At 61.4% G+C, this 19662-nt stretch carries 14 protein-coding genes; 6 read left to right on the top strand and 8 right to left on the bottom strand.

What is annotated here, in order from left to right:
* Nucleotides 1–12: 12 nt before the first annotated feature.
* Nucleotides 13–369, top strand: coding sequence for a hypothetical protein (locus tag BM235_RS26745; RefSeq protein ID WP_090117300.1), 357 nt, complete (start codon nt 13–15; stop codon nt 367–369).
* A gap of 75 nt (nt 370–444) precedes the next feature.
* On the opposite strand, the gene BM235_RS26740 is transcribed toward BM235_RS26745, so the two are convergent.
* The 5 genes from BM235_RS26740 to BM235_RS26720 form a co-directional block, all read right to left on the bottom strand.
* The gene (locus BM235_RS26740) at nt 445–2067 is read right to left on the bottom strand and encodes a helix-turn-helix domain-containing protein (protein WP_255374616.1); all 1623 of its coding nucleotides are present in this window, start codon (nt 2065–2067) and stop codon (nt 445–447) included.
* Nucleotides 2068–2098: 31 nt separating this feature from the next.
* Complete coding sequence (locus tag BM235_RS26735) at nt 2099–3847, bottom strand: sensor histidine kinase (RefSeq protein ID WP_110468895.1); 1749 nt, start codon at nt 3845–3847, stop codon at nt 2099–2101.
* Between the two features lie 104 nt (nt 3848–3951).
* Entirely contained in the window at nt 3952–5496 is a 1545-nt protein-coding gene (locus BM235_RS26730) for an ABC transporter substrate-binding protein (RefSeq protein ID WP_090117298.1), read from the bottom strand.
* A gap of 75 nt (nt 5497–5571) precedes the next feature.
* Complete coding sequence (locus BM235_RS26725; RefSeq protein WP_090117297.1) at nt 5572–6462, bottom strand: carbohydrate ABC transporter permease; 891 nt, start codon at nt 6460–6462, stop codon at nt 5572–5574.
* 22 nt (nt 6463–6484) lie between these two features.
* On the bottom strand, nt 6485–7474 hold the full coding sequence (locus BM235_RS26720; protein WP_369803555.1) for an ABC transporter permease: 990 nt from the start codon (nt 7472–7474) through the stop codon (nt 6485–6487).
* 239 nt (nt 7475–7713) lie between these two features.
* Between BM235_RS26720 and BM235_RS26715 the strand changes: the two genes are divergently transcribed.
* Genes BM235_RS26715 through BM235_RS26700 form a run of 4 tightly spaced genes read left to right on the top strand, consistent with a single transcriptional unit; the run spans nt 7714 to nt 13078 of the window.
* Entirely contained in the window at nt 7714–8712 is a 999-nt protein-coding gene (locus tag BM235_RS26715) for a metallophosphoesterase family protein (RefSeq protein ID WP_090117295.1), read from the top strand.
* The gene (locus BM235_RS26710; protein WP_090117294.1) at nt 8709–9977 is read left to right on the top strand and encodes a Gfo/Idh/MocA family protein; all 1269 of its coding nucleotides are present in this window, start codon (nt 8709–8711) and stop codon (nt 9975–9977) included. The genes BM235_RS26715 and BM235_RS26710 overlap by 4 nt, the downstream gene beginning before the upstream one ends.
* Before the next feature lie 13 nt (nt 9978–9990).
* Nucleotides 9991–11256, top strand: coding sequence for an alpha-L-fucosidase (locus tag BM235_RS26705; protein WP_090117293.1), 1266 nt, complete (start codon nt 9991–9993; stop codon nt 11254–11256).
* Nucleotides 11257–11260: 4 nt separating this feature from the next.
* Nucleotides 11261–13078 (top strand): glycoside hydrolase family 35 protein, encoded by a 1818-nt coding sequence (locus BM235_RS26700; RefSeq protein ID WP_090117292.1) that lies wholly within the window; start codon nt 11261–11263, stop codon nt 13076–13078.
* 68 nt (nt 13079–13146) lie between these two features.
* Here the strand turns inward: BM235_RS26700 and BM235_RS26695 are convergent, their stop codons facing one another.
* The 3 genes from BM235_RS26695 to BM235_RS26685 all read right to left on the bottom strand — a co-directional run bounded on the left by BM235_RS26695 (nt 13147) and on the right by BM235_RS26685 (nt 18174).
* Nucleotides 13147–14046: a sigma-70 family RNA polymerase sigma factor gene (locus BM235_RS26695; RefSeq protein WP_090117291.1), complete on the bottom strand. Its 900-nt coding sequence runs from the start codon at nt 14044–14046 to the stop codon at nt 13147–13149.
* 418 nt (nt 14047–14464) lie between these two features.
* Complete coding sequence (locus BM235_RS26690) at nt 14465–14929, bottom strand: carboxymuconolactone decarboxylase family protein (protein ID WP_090117290.1); 465 nt, start codon at nt 14927–14929, stop codon at nt 14465–14467.
* A gap of 101 nt (nt 14930–15030) precedes the next feature.
* On the bottom strand, nt 15031–18174 hold the full coding sequence (locus BM235_RS26685; protein WP_255374615.1) for a CBM35 domain-containing protein: 3144 nt from the start codon (nt 18172–18174) through the stop codon (nt 15031–15033).
* 307 nt (nt 18175–18481) lie between these two features.
* Between BM235_RS26685 and BM235_RS26680 the strand changes: the two genes are divergently transcribed.
* Entirely contained in the window at nt 18482–19510 is a 1029-nt protein-coding gene (locus BM235_RS26680; protein ID WP_090117289.1) for an SDR family oxidoreductase, read from the top strand.
* Nucleotides 19511–19662: the final 152 nt, after the last annotated feature.

Genomic DNA, 19662 nt, shown 5'->3' with positions numbered 1-19662 from the left:
CAGAAGGAATGGATGCGCACTCTCGCGAATTCGCGCGTGTCCGGCGGGACGATCGCCTCTCGTAGAGAAGGCGATGAGGCCAAACGCATGCCCGGCGGGGCGATCGCCTCTCGCAGTGAAGGCGATGAGTCCGAACGCGTGCCCGGCGGGGCGATCGCCTCTCGTAGAGAAGGTGATCCGGCCAAATGCGTGCTCAGCAGGGCAATCGCCTCTCGTAGTGAAGGCGATGCGGCCAAACGCGTGACCGTCGGGGCAATCGCCTCTCGTAGAGAAGGCGATGCGGCCGAACGCGTGCCCGGCAGGGCGATCGCCTCTCGTAGAGAAGGCGACCCCCCGCATTGCGGCGACCGCCTTTCAATCGCCTTCTAATTAGGGAAATAGAAAAAGGACCGCGGAGTCATCCTCCGCGGTCCTCTTTGCATATCCGCCGACCATCCGCCGCGCTCACGTCCCATTATTCACACTCCCCGCTTGCTTGCGAAACTGCTGCGGATTGGCGTGGTACACCTTCCGGAACATCCGGGAGAAGTACGAGAAGTTGTTGTACCCGAGCGTCCGGGCGATCTCGGAGATCGGGAGCGCGGAGCGGGAGATGAGCTCCTTCGCCATCCGCATGCGTTCGCCGAGCAGATAGTCGGTGATGCTGAGGCCCGTTTCTTTCTTGAATAGCCGCGACAAGTAAGCCGGGTTCAGGTGAACGTATTCGGCCAGCATCTCGCGGGTGACGTTCTCGCCCAGATGATCGGCGATGTAGGCGCGCAGACGCTGGACGACCGACTCGTTCTGGAACAGGCTGCGGTGGATGGCGCCGATCCAGTCCGAGCCGTACTTCTCCATCTGCTCCAGCGTCCGCGGAGGCAAGGCGCCTTGGGCGAGTCCGTCGTCTTCGCGCAGCAGCTGGCTTGCCGACAGTCCCTTCTTCTGCAGCAGGTAATGAATCATCTGCTGAAACCCCTGGTAGAACGCCTGGAGAGCGTCCGCCCCGAACCGCCGATCCGCCCCCAGCTCCCGCAGGCTGCCGCGCAGCTCCCGGATCAGCTCGTCGGCCTTGCCGAGCTCGAGCAGCTGCGACCAGACGGCGAAGTCGGGCAGCGTCGGCCGCAGGCCGGGCGCCGGTTCGTGCGACAGCTCGGCCAGCCAATTGAGCTGATTGGCTTCGCTCAGGTTGTTGAACTCCATGGCGAGGAGCGCCTTGTACATGGCGGCGAGCTCGTGCAGCGCCGTCGGCTCGCCGATATAGCACGATAGCTGGCAGTTCAAGTACTGCCGGCAGGCCGCGATATATTCCTGGCAGGCGCCGCCGATTCGGCTCGAGGACAGCAGCGCTTCTTCTTCGGGCGAGAGGAATAGGAGGGCGATCGTCACGCCCTGCTTCGTCTGGACGACCTCGCCCCGTGCGCCGGCGATCAGCATCTCCAGGGCCGATTGGCGGACGGCATACTCCATGACCTCTTCGTCCCGCGTGCTGAGCTCCCGCATCCAATTTTCCACGCTGACCAGAATCGGCAGCAGCCGGTCGCCCTCGCGCAGTTGAAGGCCGTATTCGGCCGCCGTCGCCGTCGCGGACGACGCATCGACGACGACGCGCTGCGCCAGCAGGTCGTACCAGAAGCGCTCGCTCAGCAGCATTTTCTTCCGGTTCCACAGTTCGTAGTACGGCTTGTAGTTTTCGTTGCGAATGCGCTCGGCACGGCGTTCCTCCACGGTCTGTATCGCGCGCCGGACCGTCGCCTCCAGGGCGGGGAATTCGACGGGCTTCATCATATAGTCGAAGCTGCTCAATTGAATGGCCCGCTGCATGAAGCGGAAGTCCCCGTGGGCCGTCAGGAAGATCGTCTCCGTATCCGGCGAATGCTCGTTCACCCATTCCAGCAGGTCGAGCCCCGTTCCCTTCGGCATTTCGATATCGCAGATCATGACATGGATCGTCTGCTCTTCGAAGCGACGAATGGCTTGCTTCATATTATAGGCCTCGTAAACGGCCGCGACGCCGAGCGCTTCCCAGCCGATCGCGTCCTTCATTCCCAATACGGCATACATCTCATCGTCGACAATCAATACGTTCACGATCGAATCCCCTCCGTTGATCGGTCGCTTCTTAAGCATGCAATAGGTTGGCGGACGAATCGGACAGCTCGGCGGGGACCGTCAGATCGATCAGCGCGCCGCCTTCCGCGGCGTTGCCGCACGCCAGCCGCGCTTCCGGCCCGTACAGCAGCTGCAAGCGATGGTAGCAGTTCCAGATGCCGAGATGCTTGCCGTCGGTCTGGCGGAAGTAGTCCCCGCTCTGCATCGCATGCAGCACGTCCTCGGGAAATCCGCAGCCGTTGTCGGCGATCCGGATGCGGCAGCGCCGGCCGCCCTCGGCGAGCATCGCCTGAATCTCGATATGAAAGGGCTTCTCCATGAAGTCGAAGCCGTATTTGATCGCGTTTTCGATGAAGGGCTGTACGATCAGCGGCGGAATCCGGACTTCGCGCGCGTCCTCCGCCAAGTCGATCCGGAACGTGATTCTGCCCGGGAAGCGAAGCTGCTGAATGCACAAGTAGCTGTCCATATGATCGAGTTCCTCGGACAGCGTCACGAACGGTTGGTTCGTCTGCGTCGTGAACCTGAAGTATTTGACCAGATTGAGACACATCGATTGGATGATCTCGTAGTTTTTTAGCTGCGCCAGGTTGTAGACGACGTTGATGCTGTTGAGCAAAAAGTGAGGATTGATCTGAAGCTGCAGATGCTTCAGCTCGGCCTTGTGCGTCCGGATCTGTTCCTCGTAAACATGGATCTTCAGATCCTGGATCTCGTTCGCCATGCCGTTGAACGCGTCGTTCAAGGAGCTGAATTCCCTGGAAGCGGTGTCGCCCAGCCGAATCTTCCAATCTCCCCGCGTCAGCGTGCGCATGCCCTTAAGCAGGCCGTTCATCGGCCTGATGATGATGTTGTTCAAGTAGAGCAGGTAGAGCAAGAGCAGCGCGACGGCAAAAAAGGGAACCCAGGCGATGAACTTGCGGAACCAGGCCAAATTTTGCAGCATCCGCTTCTCGGGAATGAACGCGGCAAGCCTGACGTCGGTCGTGGCGACCGGATTGCTGACCGCGATGTAGGTCTCGCGCTTCCCTCGAATCCGCTGATAGTCCGCCCGGGCTTCGACGACGGGCGCTTCTTCGAGGCGTTCGGCGTCGAACGTGCCCGCGATGAGCCGGCCCTGCCGGTCCGCGAACGCGGCGAAGCCGCCCCCGCCGAGCTGAATCAGCTCAAGCGGCACCATCAGATGATCGAGACGAGCCCATCCGCCCAGATATACGCCGTAGCCGGTATCCACGAGGCGGATCAGGCTGTCGACGTCGCCGCAGCGCAGCTCCTTCCACCCGGAGAAGTGCGGATCCCCGGGCTTCACGGAAGCGAGCATACGGTTCAGGCACGTCTCGATCGCCGTCGCTTCCTCATAGGAGCCGGAGTTATAGTTCGTTTGAATGAGGTCCCGGTAGGCGACATGGTAGGCGAACTGGATGTCCACGCCGCTGTTGAATCGGATATATTGCTGCAGGCTGTTCCGGATTCGCACCTTGGCGAGCGCATATTCAGAAGAGTCGGCGATCATCCGGTCCAGCGACAGGACGTCAGAGTTGTAGGAAGCCAGATCGTATAAATATTTCGATTCGTTGCCCAGGACCGCCTGAATCTGGTTGGCGTACAGAGCGATCATGTTCTTGTTGGCCTCGGCCGCCTGCCCTCGCAGCGCATCGGAGGCCGTATGGTTGCTGTAGAGCAGCAGACAGACGAGAGGCAGCGCGATCGCGGCGAAGCCGACGGTCAACATCGAGCGAAGCGATCGTTTTGGATTCATCTGCATCCTCCGGGCGTTTTCTAGTCATTATGGCACAACTCCCCGCGGGGGGACAGGAAAGAGAAAGGGAAATGGAGCTGGGGCACGCCCCAGCTCCGTCCGTCTTATTTGCCTTGCGACTTCGCCCACTCGTCCATCTGGCGCTGCTCCTCGGCGAGCACCTTCTGGAAGCCCGCGGCATCCCGCTTCGCCTTGTACTTGGCAACCGTGGCGTCGACATCGACCGCGCCGGCGTTCAGCACGTTAATGAATTCTTTGTCGACGTTCTCCAGCGCGGCCTTCTCCGACTTGACCGGCGTCGGGTCGAAGGTGAACCCGAGGGCGAGCGACTTTTCGGAGCTCGCGTTGAACTTTTCGAATTGCGCCCACTTGTCCGGGTCCTCGTTGGCCCACAGGTACGAATTGAACTGGTTGCCGAACATCCAGCCGCCCGGCGTCGGATAACCCGTGTTCTGCCCGTTTACGCCTTCCGGATAATCGATGACGTTATCCGACTTTTTGGCGTAGTGCTTGCCTTCGATGCCCCAATCCAGCATGTTGAGCAGCTTCGGATCGGTATACAGCAGGTTCAAGAGCATCATCGCCCGGTCCGGATCGCCGGAGGTGCGGGAGATGGCGAGCATGGCGCCTTGCGCTTCCCCTGTCGTCGTGTACGGCACGGCGGTCTCGACTTGAACGAGCGGGATGCCGAGTTGAACGGTCATCTCCTTGTCCTTGCCCGGCTTGAGCGACTGGCCGATGGCGAACGCCTTGCCGGCCTTGATCAGATTCTGGGCCTGGTCGCTGTCGTTCGAGGTGACGACGTCCTTGTCGAACCAGGCGTTTTGGTTCCACTGCCGCATCCGCTTGAAGAAGTCGATGTACTTCGGATCGGTGAGCCTGTCGATGACCTTGAGCTCCTTGCTGTCGCGAGGCAGATCGCCGTCGTAGTTGGCAGCGCCCCAAGTCTGCGAGAATTTGTTGCCGGCAATCGGGATGATGCCCGGCTCCTTCTCCTTGATCGTCTTGAACATCGCTTCCATGTCTTCGAGCGACTTGACGCCCTCGGTATTGAACTGGTACTTGTCGACGAGCGATTTGTTCAGCAGGAAGCCGAAGCCTTGGGCGAATTCCTTTTTGGTCGGGAGCGCGAACAGCTTGCCGTTAATCTTCGCGCCTTTCAAGAAGTCGTCGCCGAGCACGCCCGGGATATCCTTGCCGTTCTTCTCCATCAGATCGGACAGCTCGAGGAATTGACCTTTCGATACGTCGATGGCGTAGTTGTACCAGTTTGCCGTGAAAATGAGGTCGAACTGCTCGCCGGAGATTTTCATCAGATTCGTCTTGTCGAGCCAGGAACCCCAGTCGATCGACTTCAGTTCGATCGTGGCGTTGATCTTCTCCGTCAGGTACTTGCTCATCTCGTCTTGAACGAGCTGCAGGTCGGCAGGGGCCGAACCGGGATAGACAAGCGTCAGCTTGTACGGCTTCAGACTCGCCGCCGTATCGTTTCCGCTAGCGGAAGCGGTTGCGGAGGAGCCCGCGCTTGAGCCGGCCGAAGCCGATGGCGAGCTTGCGGCGTTGTTGCCGTTGCCGGAATTGTTGCCGCACGCGGACAGGAGCAGCGCTCCTCCCGTCAAGAGGGCGATGACTGCTTGAGATTTCTTCATCTTTGTCCCATTCCCTTCTCTACCTTCTAATATTAAGGATCTATGAATCTTTGACAACGGCTAGATCGATGGGAATTAACCCTTGACCGCGCCGCTGGTAATGCCGCTGATGTAGTACCGCTGGAAGAACGGATACGCGACCAAGAGAGGCGCGATGCCGATGATGGCGAGAGCCATGCGAATGGTCTCGGTCGGCATCTTGGACAGCAGTTCTGTCGCATTGCTCGAGGAGCTCGACTTTTCGATCAGGAACTGGACGTTCAGCAGCATCTTCGTCATCAGATACTGGATGTTCATAAGTCCCGCCTTGTCGATGAACAGCATGCAGTTGTACCAATCGTTCCAGTATGACAGCAGATTGAAGAGGGCGATCGTCGCGACGATCGGAGCCGACAGCGGCACGATCAGCTTCAGGAAGATCTTCCATTCGCTCGCCCCGTCGATCGTGCCCGATTCGACGATCGACTCGGGTATCGTATTGGCGAAAAAGCTGCGCATCAGCAGGACGTTGAACGCGCTCAGCAGCAGGTTCGGGACGATCATGGACATCAGCGTGTTTTTCATCCCGAACATCGTGACGTAGGTGATATACCAAGGCGCCATGCCGCCGCTGAACAGCATCGTGAAGAACAGGAAGAAGCTCAGCGTTCGCTTCAGCGGAAGTCCGGGTCGCGACAGCGGATAGGCGAACAGGGCCGTGATCAGCACGCTCAGAATCGTGCCTATGAAGGTGCAGACGATGGTAACGCCATAAGACCGGGCAATCTGCGCGAAGTCGTTGAACAGGAAGTTGTAGGCGGCAAATTTAATCTTGCTCGGGAACAAAGAGTAGCCGTGCCGGGCGATCGACTGCTCGTCGGTAATCGATACGATGAAGACGAGGACGAACGGCAAGAGCGATGCAATGGCGAACAACACGAAAAACAGGTGAATGAACGGAATGCGTATACGGCTGGCAATCGGCATGCGGCGTCGTGCCTCCTCTCGTTTAGAATAGGGCGTCTTGCTTGCTGACTCGACGGACGAGCAGGTTGGCTGCGAGGATCAGGAAAAAGCAGACGACGGACTGGTACAAGCCGGCCGCGGCGGACATTCCGATATCGCCGAACCCGACCATCGCCCGGTAGACGAAGGTATCGATCGTATTGGTCGTCGGCAGCAGCGGTCCCGAATTCATCGGCACTTGGTAGAACAGGCCGAAGTCCGAACGCATGATGGAGCTGATAGCGAGCAACGTCATGACGACGATGACCGGCGAGATGAGCGGCAGCGTGATCCGGGTCATCTGTCTCCACTTGCTGGCGCCGTCGATCGTCGCCGCCTCGTAATACTCCTTGTCGATGCCGATGATGGCGGCAAAGTAGATGATGGACAGGTAGCCTACGTTTTTCCATGCGTTGACGATCACGAGAACGTAGGGCCAATAGCGGGACTCGGTATACCAGGAGATCGCGTCCGTGCCGAACCATTTGACGATCTGCCGGTTCACGAGGCCGCTGTCCGTGTTGAGGAAGCTGTATACCAGATAGGCGACCACGACCATCGAGATGATGTGGGGCAGCAGGAAGGTGCTTTGGTAGAAGCGGGCGACGAATTTGTCCTTGATCTCGTTGATGAGCAGCGCGGTCAGCAGCGCCAGGATCAGATTGAAGACGATAAACGCGACGTTGTAAGCGATCGTATTGCGCGTGATCAGGAAGGCGTCCGGAGACTGGAACAGGAACTTGAAGTTGTCGAATCCGACGAAGGGGCTGCCCCAGATGCCCTGCACGTAGTTCAGGTTTTTAAAAGCGAGTATGACGCCGTACATCGGAATGTAGTTGTTGACGATCAAGTAGACGACGCCGGGCAGCGTCATGAGCAGCAGAGCTTTGTACTTCTTGATCTGCCTCCATAATGTCCGTGTTCGGGACGCGGGCACGGCTCGGCGAAGCTCTGCTTGCGATGCGGTGTGTTCTATCGTTGGTAGCGCTGCCAAATGGCTCATCCTTTCTGTGCGTCCGTTGCGGTGACTCGATTATAGCAAGGGGCCGATCGGCGTCACTACTAGGATGATGACTTGATCTTGGCACGCTCGTGACTTGTTGCGCGAACGGCGGGGCCGCGTATTGACGCGGCTGATAGGGGCTCATATGCTAGTGGCGTAGCCAAGGCCGGCGGACCGCGAACGGTCGCCGGAAGTACAGTTAAGTGATTGCGGAGGTGGCCTTTGCTTATATGAAATCGATGCGATTCAAAGCGGACGGAACGTTCCGGATCGTACAATTCACCGATCCCGAGTTCGCGAATCCGGACGAGGAAGAAACGCGGATGACCGGGATGATGCTTGAAATCATCGAGGCGGAGAAGCCGGACCTGGTCGTCTATACGGGCGATGTGATCGCTTCGGCCGGACATGCCGATCCCGCGGCTGCGTTCCGGCGCGCCTGCGAGGTGCCCGAACGGACGCGGACGGCCTGGGCGGCCGTCTTCGGCAATCACGATTCGGAGGGGACGGTCACGCGGGAGCAACTGCACGCGCTCCAACTGACGTACCCGCACAATGCGGCCAAGCCGGACGCGCCGGGCGTGCACGGCGCCGGCAATTACGCGCTGACGGTGGAAGGGCGGGAGCGCGGGGCGGCGGCCGCCTTGTATTTCCTCGATTCCGGAAGCTACTCGCCGCTCGAATACAGCCGGATGGGCTTCTACGATTGGATTCGCCGCGATCAGATCGAATGGTATGCGAATACGTCCCACCGGCTTGCCGTCGACAACGGCGGCGTCCCGCTGCCGGCTCTCGCGTTTTTCCATATCCCGCTTCCGGAATACAACGACGTATGGGACTTCGGCGTCTGCTACGGAGAGCGCCACGCGGACTTCTGCTGCGCGCCTTGGATCAATTCCGGCATGTTCGCGGCGATGATCGAGCAGGGCGACGTCATGGGGACGTTCGTCGGGCACGACCATGCGCAAGATTACTGGGGCGAGTGGCATGGCATCCGGCTCTGCTACGGTCGAACGACGCGAAACGCCTATCTGGATCGACCCTTCCTTCCGGGCGCACGGGTCATCGAACTCCGTGAGGGCGAACGCAGCTTCGACACATGGCTTCGGCTCGCGGACGGCTCCGTGCTGAAGGCGCAGCCGAGACATGAACCGACGGGCCGGACGCCGAAGGTCGGCGCAATGGGCACGGATAAATATAAGAAGGCAGGGAGTGAGTCTCAAGGATGAAAGCGAAGGTAAAGGTTGCATTGATCGGCGCCGGGCTGCGAGGAATTTACTATGCGTCGTACGCGATCGGCCATCCGGAGGCGATGCAGGTCGTCGCCGTCGCCGAGCCGAACGCCGTGCGAAGGAACCAGGTCGGGCAAGCGCACGCCATCGCGCCCGATCTGTGCTTCGAGCGCGCGGACGAGCTGCTCGCGCGCCCGAAGCTCGCGGACGCCGTGCTGATCTGCACGCAGGACAAGCAGCATTACGAGCAGGCGATGAAGGCGCTGGCCGCGGGATACCACGTCCTGCTGGAGAAGCCCATGTCGCCCGATGCCGGGGAGTGCCTGCGGCTTGGGGAAGCCGCCGCGAGCGCCGGACGGATCTTCTCGATCTGCCACGTGCTGCGGTACACCGATTTTTTCTCCACGATCAAGGCTTTGCTGGACGAGGGGCGGATCGGCACGCTGACGAACATCGTGCACAACGAGAATGTCGGCTACTGGCACCAGGCGCACAGCTTCGTGCGAGGCAATTGGAGCCGGACGGCGGATGCCAGTCCGATGATTCTGGCGAAGGCCAGCCACGATCTGGACATCCTGCTGTGGCTGGCCGGGACGGATTGCGTGCGCGTCTCTTCCTTCGGCTCGCTTGGGCACTTCCGGCCCGAGCATGCCCCGGCGGGCGCGCCGCAGCGCTGCCTGGACGGCTGCCCGGCCGCGGACGAATGCCTCTACTACGCCCCTAGGCAGTATTTGACGGACAACACGGATTGGCCGACCTCCGCCATCAGCGACGATCCGAGCTACGAGGCGCGGTATCGCGCGCTGCTCGAAGGTCCTTACGGCCGCTGCGTCTATCGCTGCGACAACGATGTCGTCGACCGCCAGGTCGTCAATCTGGAATTCGCGGGCGGCGCGACCGCCGCCTTCACGATGAGCGCCTTCACGCGGGACATCGGGCGCAGCATCAAGCTGATGGGCACGAAAGGCGAGATCCGAGGCACGATGGAGGAGGACGCGATCGAGGTGCTGCACTTCGGCACCGGGAAGACGGAGCGAATCTCCTGGGGCCAATCGGGCGGCCATGTCGGTCACGGCGGCGGAGACGAGCGGCTGATGAAGGATTTCGTCAAGCTGGTCGGCGAAGGCGGGGGCTCGGGCGGCGGCCGCACATCGGCGCAGCAGTCGGTTCAGAGCCACCTGATGGCCTTCGCGGCGGAAAAATCGCGATCGGAAGGCATCGTGGTCGAGCCGGCCGCGTTCGTCAAGGGATTGCAAGGATGAGGAGGACGATGGGATGAACGCGAGGGAGCCGAACGCGGCTGACCAATATAAAGGCCCGCTGCCGAGCGAGGCGCAGCTGGCCTGGCAGGACATGGAGATGGGCATGTTCTGCCACTTCGGGATGAATACGTTCTGCGATCAAGAGTGGGGAGAGGGCGACGATCCGGCGGAAAAGTTCAGGCCGACGGCGCTCGACGCGCGGCAGTGGGTACGGACGGCGAAGCAGGCCGGCATGAAGTACTTCGTCCTGACGGCGAAGCACCACGACGGCTTCTGCCTGTGGCCGACGGCGACGACGGACTACTCCGTCGCTTCGAGCCCGTGGCGGGACGGCCGGGGCGACGTCGTGCGGGAATGCGCGGAGGCGTGCCGGGAGGAGAGTATCGGCTTCGGCCTATATTTGTCCCCGTGGGATCGGCACGAACCTTGCTACGCGGACCCCGCGGCCTACGACGACTTCTATGCCGTCCAGCTGACGGAGCTGCTGACCGGGTACGGGCCGCTGGCCGAGGTATGGTTCGACGGCGCCGGCTCGGAGGGCCGCGCGTACGATTGGGCGCGCATCATGGAGCTAGTCCGCGAATATCAGCCGGAGGCGATGGTGTTCAACATGGGCGCCCCGACCATCCGCTGGGTGGGCAATGAAGACGGCGTCGCGCCGTACCCTTGCTGGAATACGGCCGAGGCGGCGCGGCTAAGCATGTTCACCGATGCCGGGGCCGATTGGCTGGAGGATACGCCCCGGTGGATTCCGGCCGAGTGCGACGTGCCGATCCGCAAGAGACAGTGGTTCTGGCATCCGGATGCCGAAGACCGGCTGCTCGCGCTCGATGAGCTGATGGATATTTATTATCGTTCGGTCGGGCACGGCTGCAATCTGCTGCTCAACGTATCGCCGGACGATCGGGGACTTCTGCCGGAGGCGGATGTCCGCCGCGTGCTCGAGTTCGGCGACGAGGTGCGGCGGCGATTCGGGCATACTGCGGGTCAGACGGCAGGCGAGGGATACGAGCTGACCGTACGGCTGGACCGGGAGACGGCGCTCTCGCATCTCGTGCTGATGGAGGACATCCGGCACGGGGAGCGCATCCGCGCATATGCGGCGGACGCGCTGGCGAACGGGCAATGGACGGAGATCGCCCGCGGCAGCGCGGTCGGTCACAAGAAGATCGACCGGCTGCCGCAGGTGAAGGCGGAGGCCGTCCGCCTGCGCGTGCTGGAGAGCGAAGGCGTACCGATCGTGCGGGCGATGCGCCTATATGCCGAGGAGAGGGGATAAGCCGATGACAGCAAGGAAAACGTTCGAGGCGCAAGGCGATCGATTCGTGCTCGACGGCGAGCCGGTACGGATCCTGTCTGGCGCGATTCATTACTTCCGCACCGTGCCCGAGTACTGGGAGGACCGGCTGCTGAAGCTGAGGGCGCTCGGCCTCAACACGGTGGAGACGTACGTGCCGTGGAACCTGCACGAGCCGCGCCCCGGCGAGTTCGACTTCGCCGGCATCGCCGACGTAGCCGCCTTCGTCCGGCTGGCCGGAAGCTTGGGGCTGCACGTCATCGTCCGGCCGAGCCCCTACATCTGCGCCGAATGGGAGTTCGGCGGGCTGCCGGCTTGGCTGCTCGCGGAGCCGGGAATTCGCCTGCGCTGCTACAACGAGCCGTACTTGCGGCGGATCGACGCGTATTACGACCGGCTGCTGCCGATGCTGCGCCCGCTGCTGTGCACGAACGGAGGACCGATCATCGCGCTGCAGATCGAAAACGAATACGGCAGCTACGGCAACGATACCGCGTACCTCGCGTACTTGCGGGACGCGATGCGCGCCAGAGGGATGGACGTGCTGCTGTTCACGTCCGACGGCGAAGCCGACTTCATGCTTCAGGGCGGCATGGTGCCGGAAGCGCTGGCGACGGTGAACTTCGGCTCCCGGTCGGAGGAGGCTTTCAAGCAGCTGCGGCGCTATCAGCCCGTCGGCCCGCTCATGGTGATGGAATTTTGGAACGGCTGGTTCGACCACTGGGGAGAAAAACATCATGTCCGGGATGCGGACAATCTGGCGCAGGAGCTGGACGCGATCCTGCGGCAAGGGGCTTCCTTGAACTTCTACATGTTCCACGGCGGCACGAACTTCGGCTTCTGGAGCGGGGCTAACCATGGCGGCGCTTATGCGCCTACCGTCACGAGCTACGATTACGACGCGCTGCTGTCCGAATCCGGCCGTCCGACGGTCAAATACGAGGCGGTCCGGCGCGTGCTGTCCGAGCATATGACGCTGCCCGACGACCCGCTGCCCGCCCGGATCCCAAGCCGGGACTATGGCGAGCTCATCTTGGCAGAGAGGGCATCGCTGTTCGGTTCGCTGGACGCGCTGTCTGCGCCGATGAAGCGGACGACGCCGGAGCCGATGGAGAACGTCGGGCAGTCGAGCGGCTTCATCCTGTATTCAACGCATGTCACAGGCCCGCGTCCGGATAACGAGCTTGTGATTCAAGAGGTGCGCGACCGCGCGCTGGTGTTCGTGGACGGGCGCTGCCTGGGCGTCGTCGAACGGGCGGACAGCGGCAGGACGCATCCGCCGATCCGCTTCGACATTCCGCCCGAAGGCGTCCGGCTAGACATTTTGGTGGAGAACATGGGGCGCATTAATTACGGGCCGCTGATGCGCGATCCGAAGGGCGTCACCGAAGGCATCCGGCTGGGCAATCAGTTCCTGTATCATTGGGAGCTTCGCGCTTTGCCGCTGGACGATCTGTCGGGACTGGTCTTCGCGCCAGGGACACAAGCGGCGCCGGAGTCCGGAGGACGGGCCAATTCGGCGTTCGAAGCCCCGGAAGGCGACCCCGCTTTTTACTGCGGCAAGCTGAAAGTGGAGGAACCGGCCGATACGTTCCTGGAGCTGGACGGATGGACGAAGGGCGTCGTATTCGTGAACGGCTTCAATCTCGGGAGATACTGGAGCCTCGGGCCGCAGCGCCGGCTGTACGTCCCCGGACCTTTGCTCCGCAAAGGAGAGAACGAGATCGTCGTATTCGAGCTGCACGGGGTGAACCGTCCGACCGTTCGGTTCGCGGATGAACCGGACGTCGGAGCCGGAGGCTGACCCGTCGAAAAGCATGGCGCTCTCCTAACAAGACAAAGAGCCGTCCTCCGGGACGGCTCTTCGCATTTTTAGCGCGAGATTCGCGTCAGCTTCTCCGGGTTGGACACCATATAAATCGCGCGAATCCCCCCGCGACCGTCGGGCTCGAGCGTATAGGCAACCGGCGTCAGGCGATCCCGCTCCAGCAGGAGGCCGGGCTGCCCGCTGATCCGCACGCGCCGCCAGCGGCCGTCGAGCGAGCCCTTGTTGGCAATGCCGGCAAAGAAGGCGACGATGCGCGCCGGGCCTTCGATCGGGTTGATCGCCGCGCGCACGATGCCGCCGCCGTCGCTCAGCAGTACGGCGTCCTCGGCGAGCAGATGGACGAACGCATCCGGGCGTCCGGACGCGAGCGCTTCCTCGAACGAACGGACGAAGCGATCCATCTCGGGTTCCGGCGCGTCCTCGTGCTCCGTCGGCTGCAAGTGGCCGATCTTGGCGGAGGCGCGGCTGAAGATCTTGCGGCAGGCGGCTTCGCTCTTGTCGAGCATGGCCGCGATCTCGGCGTAGTCGTAGCCGAACGACTCGCGCAGTACGAACACGGCCCGTTCGGGCGGCGTGCACGTCTGCAGCAGCACGAGCATCGCGTAGCCGAGCCGCTCATGCCGAAGCATCTGCTCCAGAGGCTGCTCCTTGTCGTCCAGCTCAATGATCGGCTCGGGCAGCCATGGCCCCGGGTAGCTCTCCCGTCGGCGAGGCGCGGCCTTCATCATGTTGAGCGCGCGGTTCGTCGTCATTTTGACGAGATAGGCCTTCGGATGCTCGATCTCCTCGCCGCCGTTCAGCCGGCTGACGGCGACGAATACGTCCTGCACGGCATCTTCCGCTTCGCTCATCGAGCCGAGCATGCGGTAGGCGATCGAGGTCAGCAGAGGCTTGTATTCGCGGTAGAGCCGTTCGACGTCTTGCGTCGCGTCGCTGGTATTCAAGGAGCCCGCCTCCGTTTCTTAGTTGCTTTCCCTTATCCTTATATGTTGCCTTCATTTTATCCAACTTCATCCCGCGACGCCAACAAAGCCACCCGGCCGGGTGGCTTTGTTGAATGAGGAGGCGATGCCGGCCTCTGACGGTCTAACCTGCTGCGGGAGGGGCGAGAGGGCGAGACGGACCTTAGATCCGCTGTTCACGTCAAAAGGAGCGAATACGGCTCGTTTCGGACACAGAATCCGCTATTTCACGAAAAACCGGGTTTTATAGCCTGCGGAAGCAGCCATAACGGAACCACGGTCCGGCAACCTACGCAAATCCACACGACTTTGCGAAATAACGGAACCAGAGTCCGCCCGTTTTGGCACGTGCCGCCTGGACTGTCAAAGACATCCGCAATCCGCTTCTTTACTCAGAAATTTACGCCTGCGCCGTCTCCTTGTCGAAGCAGCCCGGGAACATGCCCGTCGAGATCGCGATGCGGTTCCAACTGCCGATCGCGTTGACCGCCATCACGATCGCGACGTACTCGCTCTCGCTGAAGTGCCGGCGCGCCTCGTCGTAGATATCCTGCGGCACGCCGGCGTCGGCGATGCGCACGACCGCTTCCGCCAGGGCGAGCGCGGCCCGTTCCTTCGCGGTGAACTGCGGGGCCTCGCGCCATACGGCGATCAGGTTGATCCGCCGTTCGGATTCGCCCATTTTGCGCAGGTCGGCCGTATGCATGTCGACGCAGAAGGCGCATCCGTTGATCTGCGACGCCCGAATCTTGATCAGCTCGTAGAGCACGGGCTCGAGGCCCAGCTTTTTGACCGAGTCCTCCAGCTTCAGCAGCGCCTGGAAAGCGGCCTGGTTCGCCGTCATATAGTTCATTCGCAATTGCATGTCGATTCCTCCATTTAACTCGTATTTGTCGTTCCTGCTATCTAAGACAACGAGGCGGGCGGATTTGTGACAGGAGGACCGAATTTGTTTTCCCGATTCGGTTACCAGTTGTTCCCCGACCCCGACACCGTGAAACTGGAGGATGTATTCAGGAACTTGCCCGAAGGCGCGCCGTTCACCGTGTTGTTCGTTAAGGTCGAGCTGCCCGTCGCCGTGCCCCGGATATAGACGCCATACGTGCCGGCGTTAGTAACAGTGTTGCCCGAGTACGCAACGGAGATATTCGGCGCCGGCTCTTCGATGAAGATGCCGGAATAGGTGCTGTCCTGAATCGTGTTGCCCGATACGGTCACGGTCAGGTTTTGCGCTCTGCCGTTATTGTTCAGCCAGTATGCCCAGATGCCGCCGATTTGATAGCCGTAGTCTTTGTGCAGGGAGCCGGTCCGCAGCAGCATGTTGTTCTGAATCGTCAGCGTGCCCGTCATCGACGGCGGGTCGAAGTTCGTGCCGAAGGAGATGCCGGAGCCGTTTACCACCGTGTCCGTCAGCAGATTCCCGATGACCTTATTGCCCTGGCCGCCGTAAATCGCGATGTTGTTCGCCAGCGTCGGGATTTGGACCGTGTTGTAGCTAAACGTATTGTTCGTATCCAGGTATACGTCCGACCACATCGCGAGCCCATCGTCGCCGCTGCCCCGGACCGAGTTGTTGGTGACGGTCGTATTGGACGTACCCCGGTGCAGATTCATGCCGTCCGCCCACACTTGCCGTACGCGGGAGTTCGAGATCGTCGCGCCGTTTGTCTGATCCGTTAGCCAGAAGCCGACCTTGGCATGCTCGATCCACAGATTAGTCAGCGTGGAATTAGTCCCGACGCCTTCGACGGCCGTCACGCCGTTGTAGTCGTCGCGTATTACGTCGTTCGCGCTTATCTTGAAGTCCGACAGCGTGACGTTGCCGGCTCGCATGAAGATGCCTGCATAGTTGCCCGCGAGCGTCGAGTACCAGATACCCGCGCCTTTGATCGAGATACCGTTGTCCAGATATAGCCGCGTGCCCGAACCGTCGAAGCCGGCGCCGCGATCGCCGTTGTTCAGGTTGAAGGTGCCCGAGGGTATCCAGATGCCCTTGAGCGAACCGCCCGAATTTTTGACTGCGTTAATGGCGTTGTTAATCGCGGTCGTATCGTCCGCGCCGTCATTCGCGACCGCGCCGTAGCTGGCGATGGACGCATAGTTGGCCGGCATGGTCAGCGCAGCCGGAATGGGCTCCGCCTCGACAAGGTCGACGGTGACGTTCGCGACGGAGCTGAAGTTCAGATTGGCCGCATTGCGCTGCAGTTTGATGACCGTGCCCGCCGGATACTGCTGGTCCAGCACGACGGCGACTTCGTCGTACATATGGTGCGGCGTGTTGGGCGAGGCGTTCGGATTGTTGGACCAGCGGATCTGGCCGCCCTCCGTTCCCCATGAGCCGTAGATCCAGCTGAATCTGGACGTCAGCGGGATGTCCTTGATCAGCGTACCGCCGGCGTAAAGGCTGATCGCCGAGTCGATGCCGGTGCCGGCAGCGTTGTCCGGGATGGAGTAGCGCAGCGTGAGCCCTTTGGCGGCCTTGGCCAGCGTGAATTGCACGTATTGGCCCGTAGAAGTGAGCCGGACGGCCTTGCGTCCTGAAGCCTCGGAGGCGATGTTGCCGAACGTCGTGTTCGGGCCGACGACGGCGCCGGTGTACGTCATGTTCTCTGCTTCGTACGTGTCGTAAGGCATCGTCGCGCCATACGTGCCGACCGGCGGCGTCGGCGTAGGCGTTGGGGTTGGCGTCGCGACGACGACAGCCAGCTGGATGCTGTCGAGGTTGACGTTTCCTGTGTCCGTCGTATCGTATTTGTACATGATCGTATTGCTGCCGGCGTTCAGGGAGACGCTGTCCGTCTTGACGGACCAGGTGTCCCAGTTGGTCGTTGCGGGCAGCGCCGCCTGCGTCAGTTTCGTGCCGTTCGCGTAAAGGCTGAGCGTCTGCGTCACGGTGGAGCCGTTGGCGTAGCGGAGGCTTAAAGTGTAGTTGCCTGCCGCAGCGACATTCACGTTAAACTGGAGCGCCGCGTTGCCTTTATTGGCGTCGGTGAAGCCGCCTACGAAGCCCGAGCCGCTGTAGCCCGTATGGTCGGTCGCCACGACCGTGCCGCCCGATCGGACGGCCGACTCGGCTTCATAGGTGCCGCTAGGCGGCGGCGTCGGGGTCGGCGTGGCGGTTGGAGTGGCGGTAGGCGTCGCAGTCGGCGTCGCGGTAGGCGTGGCCGTCGGCGTTGGCGTCGGCGCGGTGCCGGACCCGTACACCTCGAATTCGGCGACCTGCCCTCCGGTGGAGCCCGTGTTCGCCGTGAAGCTCAGCCTGACGTATCGGGCTGAAGCCACAGTGAACGAGAGGCTCACCGAGTTGTTGGAGCCGGGATTGAACGCATACGATTGCGAAGCCTTCAGCGTGCTGAAGCTCGCGTTGTCCGCGCTGCCGGACACGGAGAGCGTCTGCGAGCGCGAGCCCCAGGAGGCCGGCAACTTAAGGACGACCGTGCCGACGTTTTGGGCGCTGCCGAGGTCGACGGTCAGCGTGTTCGGATAGGCGCCTGCCGCACCCTCATAGTAGGTGGAGGCATTGCCGTCCACGGCGTTCGAGGCAGGAAATCCGCTGAAGGTATTGTTGGCGGTAACGGTCTTGCCCAATGCCAAGTTCGCGCCCAGAGAGACGTCGATCGTCAGGCTGTCGAGATTAACGTTGCCGGTATCGGTCGTATCGTATTTATACGCGATCGTGTTGGCGCCGGACGCTAGCGTCACGGTCTCCGTCGCGGTCGCCCACGTGTCCCAATTCGCCGTCGCCGGCAGCGACACTTGCTTCAGCTTGGCGCCGTTTACGTACAGGCTCAGCGTCTGCGCCGAGCCTGTGCCGTTCGCGTAGCGCAAAGACGCAGTATAGCTGCCGGATGATGAAGCGCTTACAGAAAAAGACGTCGCTGCGCCGCCCTTGTTGGCATCCGTATAGCCGCCGACGAAGCCGGTACCGCTGTAGCCCACGTGGTCCGCCGCCGTAACGGCACCGCCTGACTTGGCGGCGGATTCCGCCTCGTACACGACGGGGGCGGCGGATGCGACATTCGTACGCGGGAACTGCGGCGCCAGCGCGGCGATCAGCGTAAAAGCAAGTACGCTGGCCGCCGCTTTTTTAAGCCATAGCATGTTTAACATTTTCATAACCTCCGTATCGTGGAATATTGGAGTCGTTCGTGCCCGTTCCTCCTTGCTGCGATAGACGCCTCCTTCCTTTAAGCGGGCGGTCCGCTGTCGGTGACGGCCGCACCGTGAACCCATTGTAGGAGCGCCAATGGCTTGCCGGCTACCAAGCTGGTGACCTCGACCGTCAGGATTGTGACTACGGCGGCGGTCCGCCCGATTTTTCGGGCGCCCGGCGACAGGACCGGCTTTCCCGGCAGCGAATATAGGTAGGGACGAATATTATCGCTTGCTCCAATTCACTTTGCGGAGGTGCTTTTTGATGAAGGCGTTATTTATCGGCGGCACGGGTACGATCAGCGCGGCGATCACGAGACAACTGGCGGCGCAAGGCTGCGAGCTGTATTTGCTGAACCGAGGCTCGCGCAACGCGGAGCTGCCCGCGAACGTCAAGACGCTCGAGGCGGATATCAACGACGAAACGCGCGTAGCGGAGCTGATCCGGGACTTGTCTTTCGACGTGGTGGCGGATTTTATCGCCTTCGTGCCTGCCCAACTCGAGCGGGATTACCGTCTTTTCGCGGGGAAAACCAAGCAGTTCATTTTCATCAGCTCCGCCTCCGCCTACCAGAAACCGCTGTCCGACTACCGGATCACGGAGAGCACGCCGCTCGCCAATCCGTATTGGGAATATTCGAGGAACAAGATCGCCTGCGAGGAATATTTGATGAAGCAGTATCGCGAGCAGCGCTTCCCGATCACGATCGTGCGGCCAAGCCACACGTACGACGAGCGCTCGATACCGCTGGGCGTGCATGGCAGCAAGGGCTCGTGGCAGGTGGCCAAGCGGATGCTCGAAGGCAAGCCCGTCCTTATTCACGGCGACGGCACCTCCTTGTGGACGATGACGCATAATGAAGATTTCGCGAAAGGATTCATCGGGCTGATGGGCAATCTGCACGCGATCGGCGAGTCGGTCCAGATCACTTCGGACGAGTCGCTGACCTGGAACCAGATCTATGCGGCCATCGCGGACGCGCTCGGCGTCCCGCTGCGGGCGGTGCATGCGCCTTCTGAATTTCTGGCGGCTTGCAGTCGCGAAGATTTTACGGGCGGGCTGATCGGGGACAAGGCGAACTCCGTCGTCTTCGACAACGCCAAGCTGAAGCGGCTGGTCCCCGGCTTCGCGGCCGAGACGCGCTTCGATCAAGGGATCAAGCGGACCGTGGCGCACATTCTGGCGCACCCTGAGCTGCAGCGTGAGGATCCGGCATTCGATGGTTGGTGCGACCAGGTCGTCGCCGCGCTGGACGAAGCGGCTTCGTCGGTTAGACGGTCGCTTGCGGAATAGCGGGATGCAGGCATGAAACAAAGGGAAGCCAAGCAAGGAATGGGCTTCCCTTTCTAACGGAATCCTATAGCAATGTCTATTCGACTCCGGAACGCAAGCCTTGACATCCCTCATGAGTTGTAACTATAATTTTTACAACGAAAGGGTGTTGC

The sequence above is a fragment of the Cohnella sp. OV330 genome, assembly GCF_900112065.1.
GTDB lineage: Bacteria > Bacillota > Bacilli > Paenibacillales > Paenibacillaceae > Cohnella.
Note: the sequence above shows the minus strand (reverse complement) of the source record. Positions and strands in the feature narration are given on the sequence as shown.

Bases quoted from the DNA above. Each gene is read 5' to 3' on its own strand.
- BM235_RS26745 (WP_090117300.1), top strand. From the start codon at position 13: ATGCGCACTCTCGCGAATTCGCGCGTGTCCGGCGGGACGATCGCCTCT.
- BM235_RS26735 (WP_110468895.1), bottom strand. From the start codon at position 3,847: ATGAATCCAAAACGATCGCTTCGCTCGATGTTGACCGTCGGCTTCGCC.
- BM235_RS26730 (WP_090117298.1), bottom strand. From the start codon at position 5,496: ATGAAGAAATCTCAAGCAGTCATCGCCCTCTTGACGGGAGGAGCGCTG.
- BM235_RS26725 (WP_090117297.1), bottom strand. From the start codon at position 6,462: ATGCCGATTGCCAGCCGTATACGCATTCCGTTCATTCACCTGTTTTTC.
- BM235_RS26715 (WP_090117295.1), top strand. From the start codon at position 7,714: ATGAAATCGATGCGATTCAAAGCGGACGGAACGTTCCGGATCGTACAA.
- BM235_RS26710 (WP_090117294.1), top strand. From the start codon at position 8,709: ATGAAAGCGAAGGTAAAGGTTGCATTGATCGGCGCCGGGCTGCGAGGA.
- BM235_RS26705 (WP_090117293.1), top strand. From the start codon at position 9,991: ATGAACGCGAGGGAGCCGAACGCGGCTGACCAATATAAAGGCCCGCTG.
- BM235_RS26700 (WP_090117292.1), top strand. From the start codon at position 11,261: ATGACAGCAAGGAAAACGTTCGAGGCGCAAGGCGATCGATTCGTGCTC.
- BM235_RS26690 (WP_090117290.1), bottom strand. From the start codon at position 14,929: ATGCAATTGCGAATGAACTATATGACGGCGAACCAGGCCGCTTTCCAG.
- BM235_RS26685 (WP_255374615.1), bottom strand. From the start codon at position 18,174: ATGTTAAACATGCTATGGCTTAAAAAAGCGGCGGCCAGCGTACTTGCT.
- BM235_RS26680 (WP_090117289.1), top strand. From the start codon at position 18,482: ATGAAGGCGTTATTTATCGGCGGCACGGGTACGATCAGCGCGGCGATC.